Raw genomic sequence first — 14759 nt, 5'->3', positions numbered from 1 at the left:
AAGTATCTTATATATATATCTATTTACATTTTTAATAAAAAATTAAAAATTTTAGGGATATTATTTTTTCTGGATCTTTGAAGGCCACCAGTTATAAGATTTCAATATCAGCATCACTGACGGAATAAAGAACATCCATGAGACGAAAGTGGCTATGAATACGCCCATTGCCAATGCCACGCCAATCTCCTGAATAATGCCCATGCCGCTGAAATATAGAGAGCCAAATGTGGACATTAAAATTAGACCTAGAACCATGATAATTCCACCATTTTCAACGATCGCTTTCTCTATTGCATCCTCATCTTTATTTCCTTTCATTACCTCTTCTCTGGCCCTCGTGATCATGAATATATCGTAATCAAGACCTACTGCCAGCAGCGTGATCACGACGAACATAGGCATGAATATTATGATTGGTATCTTGTATATATAGTAGAACAAGCCGTATGCGATCACCAGAGCGAATGTCACGGATCCAAGCACCATCAATACCAATCTTAAAGGTGTAAAGACAGAGCTCAACTGCAATAAAAGCACTGCAAATATAGCTAGCGCCAGTATAGGCACGATCATTGTGAACGCATTGTCTACATAATTATTTACGTCTATGAGTCCCTGCGTTAGACCTCCGATATACCATTGATCCACATTGCTGTTTAATACCGGTGCAATTTCATTTTTGAGAGATGAAACAAAGTTAGACGCCTGAGAAGTCCATCCAAGCATAGAAAGTTGGAAATTTACTATTACAGTTTTGTTATCTGTACCAATATAAGAATTTATCTGGTTTAGATATAAGGAATTTGTACTGCTTGTATAGTTGAGATCAAATGGAGATACATATGATCCAAATGGATAGGTAGGTCCGTAAACGAAAGATATTTTGCCAGTGCTCAACAGCTTGTTTTCAAGATTGGTAACAACGTTCAGTTCCTGTGTATTATAACTTCCATTCTTTAATAGAACCGGTTGTGAAAATTGCATTATTACAAAGCTTGTAAATATAGCATCGCCCTTAAAAGTACTGTTTATCACTTCTACTGCCGTTAAAGCACTGCCATGTGGCACGAGCTGGAATATGTCCATTCCTGTCGGCGTGTACATATAAACCCCTACACTAACCACAACTATGACCACAAATACTGCGAGCAACGCCTTTTTATGATCTCTGTCAAATTTTGCGATTTTATGGTATGTTCTTCCAGAGATGGGTTTATATTTTTCTAGGTTGTTAGGCCAGTAAATTTTCTCGTTGAATCTTTTTAACAGTGATGGTAGCAAACTTATGCTTAATACCAATGCTACTGTAACTGATATCGCGTTTGTCAATCCTGAATCACTGAAAATAGGCACGTTTGCAAGCCATAGAAACAAATAGGATAATACTACTGTAACCCCGCTCGTAAATACTGCATGTCCTGCCCATTTGACAGTTTCTACTTCTGCTTTGTCATTCTTGTTTATTAGCTCTCTTCTGAATCTTGCTAATATGTATACACTGTAATCTGTAGTCAACCCTAGCAACAAGATCAGCATCAGCGTTGGTGTAATAAATGATACACTGGCATGAAGTACGTATTTGTAGATCAGGCCATTTAGCCCCATTCCTATCACTGTCGCCATTCCAAATATTGTAAGGGGTATCAGTCCGGCAATCGGAGACCTGAAAAATATGAGGCTGATTATGACCGAAGCAATTATGCCGATAAGCAGTGCATCCATCAGACCGTTACTCGCCTGGTTTTCTAGTTGCGCAGCCATTGCACTGGAGCCCGCCACATAATATTTTACACCGCTGATCTGGGGCAGGTACCTGTCAGAGATGTTTTGTATTATGTTCAATGTGTTGTTAGGAGCATTAGGGCTCAATGTTACGAGTACCATCGATACATTATCTGTATAGCTCACAAGCTTGTGATAAGTATATGATGAAGGAATAATAGGGTAAGTATTGAAATTGCCGGTAGCAATAATATTTGTCACTATATTCGGGGAGCTGCTATCATTTAGTTTCAGGAAAAATGCCGGCAAAGCTTCTTTATTTATGCTAGTTAACGGATTTCCATAAAATGTTTTATTATATGAACTGATCGCATCAGATATTGTCAACGCAGTTAAATTATTAGTCTGATAAGATTCTTGAACAAAAGATATTACAGGAATATTCAAAATATTGACAATAAAATTGTAAACTGTACTATTGCCCTGATAATATGTGGCAACATGAGAAATCGTGTAGTTTAATATGTTCTGTGAATTATAATAAATATATTGAAAATAGGTGCTGTTAAAAAACTGATAAATCATGCCTTTTATAGTGCTGTTAAACATCAGCGGAGCGTATTGTTCGGCCAGTGCAGTATAATTTTGCATAGATACCACGCTTTCAGTGAAACTTTGTGCACCTAAAGGAAGAATGCTATTTACCGTAGCGTTCTGTGAAAGTTCGTTGGCAATAAAATTGATAGAAAATGAAATCTGAGCAGTTTTGTTATTGTAATTATATACATTGAAATACTGTCCGAGCATTTGCCAGAATTGCACCATTTGATTATCTTTGAAGTTATAGGCAAAGGATGAGTTATACAAAGTCATGTAAATACTCTGATTTTCCACAGATTCTGCTTTTGCAGGGTCTACCATAGATATGTTCCAGTAAACTGTAAACGTATTGAAATACGGATCTAATAATGCAGTATAATTTCCAAACTCATTAGAAATGAAACTAAGAGTGTGGTTATAAGCGTAGTTTTCTGATTGTGAAATATTCTTTGTCTGATTATGATTATAATACTTTAAAAATGTAACAGTATAATATTGTGGTGGCAAAAACATTAAACTGAGTGACTCGTTTGTCTGATTCAGAAAATTGTAATAATTAGATTTTGTATTCTGAGCCAAAAATACTAAATTTTTCATGTAAAGATTTGAGGAATTTCCAATCAAATAAAGCCCGTTAACCAGGCTTTTTGTTTTTTCGTTTAATTGTAAGGTGGAGTTGTAAAGTGTTTTGGATCCATTTACAAAGCTTGTCAAAATAGTATTTTCAACAGTATATATTGAACTAACAGATACACCATATTTTTTCAGCTCGGGGTTGGACATAATGGCATTTTGCATTGCCAGAACTGAACGAATCGTCTGACTGTTGCTAACATTAGCATTTTCTAATAATATCAAGTCTGCAGTACTACTGTTATTAGAAGATGGAAACTCAGCACTTTGAAGAGCATCAGCCTTGGAAGACATGCTGTTATGAGTGACTACACTTCCTTCCATATTATAAGATGTTTGCGAAAATAGTAAGCTAGCAAAAGGTAAAAATGCAAGTATTACTATTATCCATATTACTATTATCTTATTTTTGTTTCTTCCGATATAATTGCCTAATGCCTCAAATCTTTTCTCAAACATAAAGGAAGGGTATACATTTTTAATATTTAATTCTTACATTCAAACAGCAATTCAAATAAGTAAACTTTGCATAATGCTCTATCTAAGCTCATAAGTCTTTTCTAGCAATACGCCGGCTCTCTGGAGCATCACCGCCGAGGGAGAGTATTTTTCAAATGTTAAGTCTATTGCTTTTTTCAGATTATTTTCATCCGCCATACCGTATGCAATATACTTCAATTTTATTTTGGTGAATACTCTGGGTGGCTCATTAGCCTGCTCACTTTGGATCTCTACCCTGAAATCTGTAATAATCTCATGCATTCTTTTAAGAATTGAAACTATGCTTATTGAAGTACAGCTTCCAAGCCCTACCAAAACATAGTCCATTGAAGATGGTGCAACTATCCTGTCTCCATCCACAACTACATCAAATTTTTCATTTACATTTACATCGAATTTCAGGTTCTCAACTAATCTAACTTCTAGTTTCATATTTTCACCTTGAACTGCTTCTCAGCCTAACGCACAGAGCGAGGATTTTACATCTCTATTGCTGCAATGATTGATCTTTCTTTCTACCTTTTCTAACACCATAGTACCTAACCACGTACCCAGCTATGATCATAGCCAAGAATATCATGAGACTATCTGCATAACTGATCGGTAAAACTGTATCTGAAAACAGAAATATTAGTGCTCCAAACGTGAGCACGTAATATGCAATCTTATATACTATCGGTATGTCCACCCCTCTTCTGTTATTTCTTGCATATCCAGCCCTGACTGGGTTGGAATATGGGGATAAAAAAGAGAGATAAATGAACAGAGGAACCTTATCTGAGTTCATCAAAGTGCTTATTAAAATGCGATTGTCTTTCCTGCTCACTTCCGCTATTTCTGAGCCTTGAGAGGTTATTTTAAAACTATTGCTTCGCCCGTTAACAAACTTGTAAACTTCCTGCTTATTTACCTCATAAACAGTACCTAAATATTCGATAGTAAATCCATTAGCAGTACCCATCATCATTCCATTGTCTAGTATATTAAATCCTCTTCTTTGCCGCTCAAGCTTGATCTGCACTTGCCCGGATATGGTTATGGATCTTGTTCTGAGACCATAGCCATCAATAACTACCGTCGCTATGGGATTAGTGCCTTCATAAATCGTACCGTTCTCATATGAATATTCCATTTTATCACTCATTTTTTTACAATTATTTCAAAATAGTGTAAATCATTTATATTATATATAATTTGAGTGTGAATGTTAAAATATATATATCAGAGCAAGTATGGTATAAATGGAGAATGAAAATGGAAAAAGGATTGGAAATTCAGTTTAAAATACCTGAAGAAAACAGGGATGAAGTGGCAGAGGCTATATCAAATCTTGTGGGCAACGAGTTTAAGGAAAAGTTTGAAATTGAATGGCGTATATACAATATAGAAGCCGGAAGCGACCATTTTTATAAAGTTTGTTTTATTGGGGCAAAGATGACAAGACTGCATCCACTTATCGAAAAAACCATAAAAGAGAGATTTGACGAACTTGCAAAATACAAAAATGAAGAGTTATTAAAATTATTTCACGAAGCAAGGAAAGATAAAACGTTCAAGATCCATACGGTCAAGCATGTAAAAGAAGATTTTGATCTGTGGTCAGATAACTTTCTGGATTATTTTTAACCTAAATATTTTTACGATAATTTTTCAATTTTAGCAATATCTGCCTTCTTTCCAAGGGCGGAATCTCTCTGTACTTCTTTCCTGCATATTCTTCAACTACGCGCATTTGTTGAACCGTACCTATGTTTATAGATACAAAATATATTACAATTCCAAAGATCCATAATATAATAAAATATGTTGGGTATTGCTGCAGATAGGTATGATATATGGTTCCAGATCTAATCTTTGCGTAAGTACCTAATAACGTGATTAGCAATATTATTACAAATATTAATATGCTTCCTACTAACAGTGCACGTGCTCTCCTTGCCTTCAAGCTTAGCTTTTCAAGTGTATTGGCATCGAGGCTCTCTTGCATATCCATTCTTTTACCTTCAATCTGGAAGAGTGATAACATAATTATAAATTTTTCTTTGAGTGCCTTCTTCAAAATACTTTAAAGAGGTGTATTGAATTAAAATGTTAAAAAAAGATCCAACATAGAAAATTTTAAAAACAAAGCTTGTATTATAACCTTTATGTCACATCAAATAATTTTAGCATATAATTTTGAAGACTATCTGGACAAGATTGCAAAAAAAGGGGCAGAAACAGACATACGATATTACAACAGGAAAAATGATGAGAAAATAACTGTATTTCTAGATCCATTTCGGTTCCCAGAAAAGATCACTTCGCTAACCAACTCTGCGTCTGTAGCTGATGCTGCACTGTTAAAAATTAATGAGTTATCTAAAGAACTCGGGGAAGTAATACTGGCTTTAGATGCTTTTAGTATCACTGATGGTGCTATTATAACCACCCCAGAACTGCGCGATAGACTACAAAAGATATTCAGGAATACAGTATTGGAAAAGTATAAGTTTATAGAAGATTCACTGACAGAAGTGCTGTTATACCTGGATTCAATAAAATACGACCAAATAGATAAGAAAGGGTACATAGTTGTAGATCAGTTTTTTACGGTTCATGGAACCGGTACTGTTGCACTAGGATTTGTAAAGGATGGCTATATAGAAAGGCATGAACCTTTGAGATTATATCCTGGCCAGAAAAAAACAGAGATAAGATCTATTCAAGCGCAGGATATTGACATTCCCAGAGCCGAGATTGGCACTAGAGTAGGCGTGGCATTAAAAAACTTGGATGTTGAGAACTTTACAAAAGGCTCCGTTCTGGCACTTGATGATGCATTTCAAGAATCAAACACAATTTCTCTCAAAATTAAGAAAAATCCGGCAGTACCGTATTTACTAGAGCAAGGGCAGAAAGTTCAGCTTCATTTTGCCATGAATAGCATTGTTTCTAAGATCACAGATATCTCTGAATCTCATATTATACTGGATCTAGAAAAAGATATTCCGCTACTGCCTGTACATTACGCTATAATTGCACTCGATAAGTTTCCGAGAATATATGCAGGTGGAATACTATAAATACATTATAAACTTTTTATTTTTAAAAAATATTTTAAACACGCATTTTTAAATACAATTTATATTTTATATAACTCAGTTATAAACAAATTTATATGTAAAATCATATTTATAGTTTTTATGGAAAGCTGGTTAAAGAAACTGGTAGTTGCGTTTGTAATAATCGTGATCATTGTCGCAATTTATGGTATATACAACAGCAGTACATCGAATACTTCAAAAAAAGAAACACTGGTAATCTATACATATCCATCCCTTTTCCAGTATGGCTCAAATCCAAATGCTACATATGCAAAAGTTTTTACGGCATTTGAAAAAAAGTATAATGTTACAGTAGATATAGAATATCAGGATAACTTACTTGCTACATTAAACAGTCAAAAATCCAATCCGCAGGCGGACATAGTGATCGGGCTCACTAATGTGAATGAACCATTGGCAGTTAAAAACGGTCTTTTGACTCCCTACGTTTCTCCAATGCTAAATAATATTCCAAGCTATCTGGTAAATGACCTGAGCCCGGGACATTATCTTTCTCCCTACGAATATTCTCTGATTTCATTTGATTATCTTTTAAACACCACTTTTTATAATAACAATAAAGATAACATTGAAAACCTGAGTTTTCAATCATTTTACAATGCTACATATGCACATAATTTAATAGTAGAAAACCCAGTTTATTCAAGCACGGGTGAAAGTTTTTTGCTCTATGAGATTGCATATTACAAATACATATTAAACGAGAGCTGGACCACGTTCTGGAACAGTACGAAAAATAGTGTATACATCACTAATGACTGGAGTACTGCTTTCAATGATTTTACAAACTCGAGTATAAACAAACAGTTTTTAGTAAGCTATGCAACAGATCCTGCGTATTCAATGTATTTTTACAGTAGCCTGCAGTACAATGCTACTATTGCTCATTTTGCGCAAAAACTTTATGGATGGGAAGATATTTATGGAATAGGCATAGTAAATCACACAAAGCATCTTGCACTTGCAGAGAAATTCATAGACTGGTTTTTAGGGAGCCAGGTTCAGAATGAGATACCGCTTAATGAATGGATGTATCCTGCAAACTCAAATGTAACCTTGCCTGCAGTATACGATTACGCGGTAAATCCTGCAAATGTGATAGTATTGAACAATTATCTGACCCAGCTGCAAATATCAAATAATCTACCAAACTGGTTAGAGCAGTGGCAAACAATAATGATAGAGTAAAAAAAGCAATATTACTGCTTATACCCATTATTTTTCTGGTTTTTACGATATACTATCCACTTCTCAGTCTAATTTACACTGTTTACAGTGTAAATATACTGAGCATTTTATCCAGCTATATTCTGATATATTCTATAAAAATATCAATGTTAGAAGCCGTTTTAAGTGCTTTGTTATCATTTTTGATCGGATATCCGGGAGGCATCATTTTAGCAAGATACAGCTTTCCCGGAAAGAAAATAATACAACCCCTTTTGATTATTCCGTTTTTAATGCCTGCAATAGTGGTGGCCATAGGCATTATCGACGTCTATTCGGCTGGAGGATTTATAACAAAATATGTGCCTTTCCTGCAAATTTTCAGTGCTGGACTTCCTTCAATACTCTACGCAAATGTGTTTTTCAATGCTCCGCTCATCATGTTTTTTACATACGCAGAGTTAGAGAGCTTTGAGCAGAGCCAGGAAAATGCTGCCAGAACCCTTGGCAGTTCTAAGTTTCATCTTTTCAGGACCATAATATGGCCAAACTCCAAGGCTGCAGCATTGGCAGGAACATTGATTGCTTTCATATACAGTTTTATGGGGTTTACAATCCCATTAATACTGGGAGGTGCTAAATATTTTACTATGGAAGACCAGATTTACGCATTATACTTTGATTTTCTGGATCTCAGAACTGCGGTGCTGTTGTCTGTAGTAGAGATTTTGATACTTGTAGTACCATCATTGCTGTACATAAGATGGATCACTAGAAAAAAGAGAAGGTTTTACAGGGCTGAACGAGCGCGAGAACCAATTCCTTTGAAAAAAGCCAGTAACGTTGAGATTATTTTAGTATCGACATATCTGATATTCATATTGTTGTTTATTGTTCCCGTGCTCTTTTCTCCGGTTTTATACTCTGTTCTAGTGCCACATACATCTATATTTACACTTTATTATTATCAAAAACTGTTTTCTCCACTTATATCCTTTAAATTAGGAGTATCCATGATCAATGTACTGGTTAACACTCTATTTTTTGCAATGGTAGTAAGTGTAGGGGTTCTGATAATATCACTCTTTGTAATTTACAATTTAGAAAGCATAAAAAAAAGAGCGTGGGCATATGACATAAATCTATTTTTGCCTCTTGTAATCTCACCGATAGTGCTGGCTCTTGCAATATACCTTGCTTACAGGATATACATAAATGTAGGGTCTGTTGTATGGCCGTTGATCATTCTTGCACAGTCAGTAATCGCGATCCCGCTTACTCTCAGGGTATTGACCAGCAGTGTTGCGCATGTTCAGCCAGAGCTTCGTGATTCTGCGATATTGTTAGGTGCTTCCCGGTTATCTGCCTTTTTTAAGGTAGAGTTACCTCTGATCAAAAAAGGTGTGATTACAGCATTTTCATTCAGTTTTGCAATAAGCATTGGCGAATTTGCAGCAACTAATTTCCTGTATGTTCCCAAATACACAACCCTCGCAATATCCATATATAATCTTCTTAATTTGAAAGAGTTTGTGCTGGCTTCTGCGGCTGCAAGTATACTGATACTATTGAGTTTTATATACTTCTTTATCATTCAATTCTATGGAGAACATACAGAATATGAGTAGCATAATTTTGAAAAACATCTCTAAAAAATACGATAAAACAGAGTTTATCAAGAATTTTACATTGAATATAGATAGTGAAAAGATAACGGTATTACTGGGGCCAACCGGTTGTGGAAAATCTACAATTTTGAAGATTATAGCAGGATTGATAGAACCAGACAGTGGTGAAATATACATGGATAATGTGCGCATAAACAGTTTTACTCCTGCACAGCGTGGAATTGGTATGATTTTTCAGCAAAACACTTTGTTTCCACACATGAAAGTAAAAAACAATATTGAATTTGGGTTGATTGCTCAAAAATGGAAAAAAGACAGGATAGAAGAGCGAATAGGATATCTCTCAGAGCTGTTAAGCATCCAAAATATATTAGAAAGATATCCATCAGAACTATCTGGCGGAGAGCAACAAAAAGTTGCAATTGCGAGAGCGCTGGCGCCAATGCCTAAAGTACTGTTACTGGACGAACCGTTGAGTTCTCTTGACGCAAGGATAAAGATGGAGATTTTGGATGACCTTAAAATGCTCCAGAAATCCCTGAAATTGACATACGTCTATGTTACTCATGATCATGAAGAGGCATTCATGATAGGAGATAATATCGTGATCATGGAGAACGGAACAAAGATGCAGGAAGGAGATCCAGAAAGTATCTATAATGCCCCTGCAAACGGGTTTGTTGCCTGGTTTGTAGGGTATAATAAAATCAATATTAAAGGCAATGAAATCTATGTCAAGCCTGAACAGATCATTCTTGAAGACGGAGAATACGAGGCGGTGTTAGACAGTGTTTTTGTGGGCAAGGCAAATTGGAGGCTCATACTCAACTACAATGGCCAGAAAATTGCGGTAGTTACAGATGCAGACACGGGCAAAAAATTTTCGGACAAAACTTCAAAATCTATAAAGTTTAAGATAAATAACTATCTAAGTTATAAAAAAATTTATTAATTCTATTATTATAAATTGAATAGATATGCTTTACAAAATTTTAGTGGATGAGTACCAGAAAATAGAAGATACAACTAAGAGACTTGAGATGACTGATTTATTAGTGGAACTGCTAAAAAACACTGCCTTTGAGGATATTGAGAAAGTAATTTATTTAACGCAGGGAAAACTCAGGCCGGACTATGAAGGCATAGAACTCGGGCTTGCTGAAAAGCTAGCAATAAAAGCAATATCTGAAGCATACGGAAAAAACGTCAAGGATGTAGAATCTATATATCTAAAGCTAGGCGATCTTGGTTCTGTTGCCGAGCAGATTTGCACTTCAAAGTCCCAGAAAACATTAATGATATATGAAAAAGAGGAAGAACGATTGACCATTGATAAGGTATACAATAATTTTATGAGTATAGCTTCATTATCAGGGCAGAGCAGTCAGGCTAGAAAACTGAAATTGTTTAAAGAGCTTCTAAATTTAGCAGAGCCTGTAGAGGCTAAGTACCTGACTAGAACTGTTGTAGGAAAGTTGAGACTAGGCATTGCTGACAAAACGATTATAGATTCATTATCTGTATATCTGTCAGAATCGAAAGAATTGAGAGATGAAATTGAAAAAGTGTACAGCATCTATCCAGATCTAGGAAAAATTGCAGAAATATTGATCAGAGAAGGCATTGAGGGTGTAAAAAACATAAAAATTGAGACCGGAGTACCTGTTATGTCTATGTTGGCAGAGCGATTGCCTTCAATCGACGAGATAATAGAGAAGATGGGGGGTAAAGCAGCTTATGAATACAAATATGATGGATTAAGAATGCAGGTACATGTTTCAAAAGATAAGGATGTTATTTACTCCAGAAGACTTGAAAATATCACACAACAATTTCCAGATATATTAAAATACATTAAAACCGCGTTTAAAGGCGAATCTGCGATACTTGATGGGGAAGGAGTGCCTGTAGATCCCAATACAAACCAGATACTGCCATTTCAGGCAGTGTCACACAGGAGAGGCAGAAAATACGAGCTTACCAAAGCGCAGGAAGAGTATCCGGTAGTGCTGTTTTTGTTTGATATTCTGTATCTTAACGGTGAAGATTTAACTTCCTTACCATATCCTGAGCGAAGGGCTCTCTTAACAAAAAACATAGCAGAGACCGATAATATCAAGATTGCACAGCAAATCGTGTCTGATGATAAAGAGCAAATTAAGAGATTTTTCGAGAAAGCGATCGAGGATGGCTGTGAAGGAGTGGTATCTAAAAACGTGAGCGAACAGTCTGTTTACAGGGCCGGTGCCAGAGAATTTTTGTGGGTAAAGTACAAAAGAGATTATCAGCTTGCAATTGAAGACACTGTAGATCTGGTCGTTATCGGCGCGTTTTCGGGACGTGGCTCTAGAAACGGCACTTACGGTGCGCTGCTTATGGCTTCTTATAACGACAAAGAAGACTGTTTTGAGACAGTATGCAAGCTTGGATCCGGATTTACAGAAGACCAGCTTTTTGCACTGCCCAATCTTCTAAAAAGCTATTTGCTCACGCACAAGCATCCTCGGGTAGTGTCTGAGATCTTGCCTGATTACTGGTTTGAGCCATATCTGGTCCTGGAACTGAAAGGTGCTGAGATTACTATCAGTCCATCTCATACTTGTTGCAGAGACGCTCTGGAAAAAGGTGCAGGATTATCTATACGTTTCCCCAGATTTACAGGCAGGTACAGGTCTGATAAAAGTGCAGAAGAGGCAACAACATCACAGGAAATACTAGAGCTTTATAACAATCAGCTCAAAAAGATAAGTAATGCATAATAAGATCATTTAAAGCGCAGCATTGCAGCAATATTGCCCAGTGACTTTAATATTTTGCCAGGTTCGTGATGCGTGCTGATTATGTATACTGTGCCATTGCTGTTTTTAACAGTGTTCATCAGCTCTGTGATCAGTGGATCTTTGATTAGCGTGTCTGTAACGAGCAATGTTTTTATTGCTCCTATCTCTGCATATTTTTTAGTTTCTTCAATGCCGTAAGCATATAGCCCCTCCTTATGTATCTCTGTCAAAAGTGCCTCAACAAGATCGCTTTCGATCTTTGTTCTGTGCTCTGCAAGTATACTGTCCAGCGCGCCATTCTTTAAAGCTTCATATATTCCGTGCATTCCTGCATAAGAGGTGCTAGACACAATCACGTTTTTCACATCGAAGCTCTTGGATTTCAAATATTCGTAAAACTGCTCTTTGGCAAATCCCGGGCCAATTATCAAAATCGGGATCTGACCGCTACTGTACTGTCGTAATTTAGCTAAAATCTCAGAATATTGATCCTGCTTGTTCTCTCTTGTTTCATAATCTTTTCCCGATTTCTCGATATTAATCCTTGCCAGTTCTTGTATTCCATATTCTCTCATCATTGCAATGGTCGCTTCATCCGTGTCAATTGCCAAAAATACCAGTACTGGTTTCTTGCTGTTTTGCTCTGCTTTTTTCAACTCTTCAATCTGGATATCGCTCCATTTCTGCTTTTTTATTATCACTTCGTTTCCAAGCTCTATGTTCAGAGTCTGATACTCTCCCAGATACTCTTCATCACCTTCTACAATTTTGCCATGAACCCTGAACCGGTCTGAAAACTCTTGAAACTCTGTTTTTTCAACACTAACTCCAACCCAGATTCTGATCCTATCAACTTTCTTGCTGCGCAACAAATCTGCTTTTTCTTCACTGCGTCTGTAAGATGTGCCGTAAACTATATCTCCTATCGCTATGCTATTGTCCAGATACCAGAGATCATCGATTACCTCTACAATAACCTGCATTTTCTGCTCTTTTTCATCAAAATCCAGGATTTTCATTTGCTCTCACTTAATAAGTAATCGATCTCGTCTATTATCTTTTTTGTGTGAGATCCGTACCAATACACTTTTTTACAGTTATTGCACACGTAGAATTCAGTGTTGTGCAAATATACGTAATCAGGCACCATATTTTTAACAGCCTCTTTATCTACTTTCTCTAATACTGAATTGCATACGCTGCATCTTGACAGTATTGAGGTTTTAGTGATCTTGATGTTCTGATTTAGCTCTAAAAACTGTTCTTTCAAACTGGATCCTTTTAAATATACAGAACCGGCTACATTCTGTGCTATGATCTTGTCTCGGGTGAGAATGATTCTATTCTCTTTCTTTGCAATCTCGATAAGCTCTCTGTCGCTAATAGGCTCGTTCGTGTAAAATGTGTCATAGCCCATAAACCTCAAATATTTGGCAAGTTTGCCAAGCATCTGGTCAACTAAAAATTTCATAATAATGATCAGGAAAAGTACCAGATTATTCCAGATCCTGTATCTTGAACTGTTATACCCTGCTTTTTCAGCTCTGATCTGATATAATCCGATAACTCGTAATTTTTATCTTTTCTCAACCTATCTCTAAGCTCCAATACCAACCTTACCAATGATTCTGTCTCAACACTGTATCTGGGCAGTATTCTGAATATAGAATCAATATTCTCAAACTCCTGCATTAGTGCTGCTACATCGTTTTGGGCCAGTGTGTTCAGGTTTTTATAAACCCATGAAATCAAATTCATGATTACCGAAATGGCTTTCGGGGTGTTTAAATCGTCGTCCATGGCAGCCATAAACTCAATATTGAACTTTTCTAGCTGCCCGGCAAGATCCGCGTTTGGCTCATTGCTAAACTTGCTCATGTTCTTCAATGTGAAATATACTGATACTATACGTTCCCAAGAATTTTTAGACTCTTCAACGCTCTGTATTGAATAGTTTAAAGGACTGCGATAGTGAGAACTGAATATATAGAATCTCAATACCTCCTTTCTTACAATCTTTAAAATGTCACGAATGTTAATTGCATTGCCCATCGATTTGCCCATTCTCTTGTCTTCAATTGTCAATAGCCCTGTATGTAGCCAGTATTTTACCATCGGCTTCTTGCCGCTTGCTGCTTCCATCTGTGCAATCTCGCATTCATGATGCGGAAATATCAGGTCGCTTCCACCACCATGCAGATCATACTGCGTTCCCAGATAATGCTCTGTGATCGCGGTGTCTTCAATGTGCCAACCAGGCCTGCCTTCGCCCCATGGCGAGCTCCAGTACGGCTCGTCTGGCTTTCGTTTTTTCCAGAGCACAAAATCAAGAGGATTCTTTTTCAGTTCGTTGATTTCGACCCTGCTTCCGGCCATTAATGATGCTATTGTCTGGTGTGACAATTTTCCATACTCTGGAAACTTGCTGATGTCAAAATATACACCATCATCAGTTTCATATGCATATCCGCGACTCATAAGAACTTGAATCTGAGCTATGATCTCGGCAATATAATCGGTAGCGGGCGCATATAGATCTATAGAATCAATATCCAGTTTCTTGATATCTTCTAAAAACGCTTCCTTGTATTTGTCAGATACTGATTTTGTGGGTACAT

General features: G+C 36.6%; 13 protein-coding genes. 6 read left to right on the top strand and 7 right to left on the bottom strand.

Features of this window, described 5'->3' with window-relative positions; translation table 11 throughout:
* Positions 1-60: 60 nt before the first annotated feature.
* From QXQ25_03520 to QXQ25_03510, 3 genes are all read right to left on the bottom strand, one after another.
* Entirely contained in the window at positions 61-3417 is a 3357-nt protein-coding gene (locus QXQ25_03520) for an MMPL family transporter (protein ID MEM0160776.1), read from the bottom strand.
* 78 nt (positions 3418-3495) lie between these two features.
* Complete coding sequence (locus tag QXQ25_03515; protein MEM0160775.1) at positions 3496-3891, bottom strand: OsmC family protein; 396 nt, start codon at positions 3889-3891, stop codon at positions 3496-3498.
* A gap of 55 nt (positions 3892-3946) precedes the next feature.
* Entirely contained in the window at positions 3947-4603 is a 657-nt protein-coding gene (locus QXQ25_03510; protein MEM0160774.1) for a hypothetical protein, read from the bottom strand.
* Positions 4604-4707: 104 nt separating this feature from the next.
* On the opposite strand from QXQ25_03510, the gene QXQ25_03505 reads away from it, so the two are divergent.
* Positions 4708-5085: a hypothetical protein gene (locus tag QXQ25_03505; protein MEM0160773.1), complete on the top strand. Its 378-nt coding sequence runs from the start codon at positions 4708-4710 to the stop codon at positions 5083-5085.
* A 1-nt stretch (position 5086) separates the two neighbouring features.
* On the opposite strand, the gene QXQ25_03500 is transcribed toward QXQ25_03505, so the two are convergent.
* Positions 5087-5518, bottom strand: a complete 432-nt coding sequence (locus QXQ25_03500; GenBank protein ID MEM0160772.1) for a hypothetical protein — start codon at positions 5516-5518, stop codon at positions 5087-5089.
* Positions 5519-5606: 88 nt separating this feature from the next.
* Between QXQ25_03500 and QXQ25_03495 the strand changes: the two genes are divergently transcribed.
* The 5 genes from QXQ25_03495 (at position 5607) to QXQ25_03475 (ending at position 12120) form a co-directional block, all read left to right on the top strand.
* Entirely contained in the window at positions 5607-6524 is a 918-nt protein-coding gene (locus QXQ25_03495; protein MEM0160771.1) for a GTPase, read from the top strand.
* Between the two features lie 120 nt (positions 6525-6644).
* Positions 6645-7754, top strand: a complete 1110-nt coding sequence (locus tag QXQ25_03490; GenBank protein MEM0160770.1) for a thiamine ABC transporter substrate-binding protein — start codon at positions 6645-6647, stop codon at positions 7752-7754.
* Positions 7730-9361: an iron ABC transporter permease gene (locus QXQ25_03485; protein ID MEM0160769.1), complete on the top strand. Its 1632-nt coding sequence runs from the start codon at positions 7730-7732 to the stop codon at positions 9359-9361. Before QXQ25_03490 ends, QXQ25_03485 begins: the two co-directional genes overlap by 25 nt.
* On the top strand, positions 9354-10313 hold the full coding sequence (locus tag QXQ25_03480) for an ABC transporter ATP-binding protein (protein MEM0160768.1): 960 nt from the start codon (positions 9354-9356) through the stop codon (positions 10311-10313). Before QXQ25_03485 ends, QXQ25_03480 begins: the two co-directional genes overlap by 8 nt.
* A 25-nt stretch (positions 10314-10338) precedes the next feature.
* Positions 10339-12120 (top strand): ATP-dependent DNA ligase, encoded by a 1782-nt coding sequence (locus QXQ25_03475; protein MEM0160767.1) that lies wholly within the window; start codon positions 10339-10341, stop codon positions 12118-12120.
* Positions 12121-12125: 5 nt separating this feature from the next.
* On the opposite strand, the gene QXQ25_03470 is transcribed toward QXQ25_03475, so the two are convergent.
* From QXQ25_03470 to cysS, 3 genes are all read right to left on the bottom strand, one after another.
* Complete coding sequence (locus tag QXQ25_03470) at positions 12126-13160, bottom strand: mRNA surveillance protein pelota (protein ID MEM0160766.1); 1035 nt, start codon at positions 13158-13160, stop codon at positions 12126-12128.
* Positions 13157-13612: a Mut7-C RNAse domain-containing protein gene (locus tag QXQ25_03465; GenBank protein ID MEM0160765.1), complete on the bottom strand. Its 456-nt coding sequence runs from the start codon at positions 13610-13612 to the stop codon at positions 13157-13159. Before QXQ25_03465 ends, QXQ25_03470 begins: the two co-directional genes overlap by 4 nt.
* A gap of 8 nt (positions 13613-13620) precedes the next feature.
* The coding region (gene cysS, locus QXQ25_03460; GenBank protein ID MEM0160764.1) for a cysteine--tRNA ligase at positions 13621-14759 on the bottom strand (1139 nt) is incomplete at its 5' end.

It is taken from the genome of Thermoplasmata archaeon (assembly GCA_038729465.1).
GTDB lineage: Archaea > Thermoplasmatota > Thermoplasmata > Thermoplasmatales > ARK-15 > JAVRLB01.
This window is presented reverse-complemented; position numbering and strand designations above follow the sequence as displayed.

Excerpts from the sequence above, each read along its gene's own strand:
- QXQ25_03520 (MEM0160776.1), bottom strand. The coding sequence starts at position 3,417 with ATGTTTGAGAAAAGATTTGAGGCATTAGGCAATTATATCGGAAGAAAC.
- QXQ25_03515 (MEM0160775.1), bottom strand. The coding sequence starts at position 3,891 with ATGAAACTAGAAGTTAGATTAGTTGAGAACCTGAAATTCGATGTAAAT.
- QXQ25_03510 (MEM0160774.1), bottom strand. The coding sequence starts at position 4,603 with ATGAGTGATAAAATGGAATATTCATATGAGAACGGTACGATTTATGAA.
- QXQ25_03505 (MEM0160773.1), top strand. The coding sequence starts at position 4,708 with ATGAAAATGGAAAAAGGATTGGAAATTCAGTTTAAAATACCTGAAGAA.
- QXQ25_03495 (MEM0160771.1), top strand. The coding sequence starts at position 5,607 with ATGTCACATCAAATAATTTTAGCATATAATTTTGAAGACTATCTGGAC.
- QXQ25_03490 (MEM0160770.1), top strand. The coding sequence starts at position 6,645 with ATGGAAAGCTGGTTAAAGAAACTGGTAGTTGCGTTTGTAATAATCGTG.
- QXQ25_03480 (MEM0160768.1), top strand. The coding sequence starts at position 9,354 with ATGAGTAGCATAATTTTGAAAAACATCTCTAAAAAATACGATAAAACA.
- QXQ25_03475 (MEM0160767.1), top strand. The coding sequence starts at position 10,339 with ATGCTTTACAAAATTTTAGTGGATGAGTACCAGAAAATAGAAGATACA.
- QXQ25_03470 (MEM0160766.1), bottom strand. The coding sequence starts at position 13,160 with ATGAAAATCCTGGATTTTGATGAAAAAGAGCAGAAAATGCAGGTTATT.
- QXQ25_03465 (MEM0160765.1), bottom strand. The coding sequence starts at position 13,612 with ATGAAATTTTTAGTTGACCAGATGCTTGGCAAACTTGCCAAATATTTG.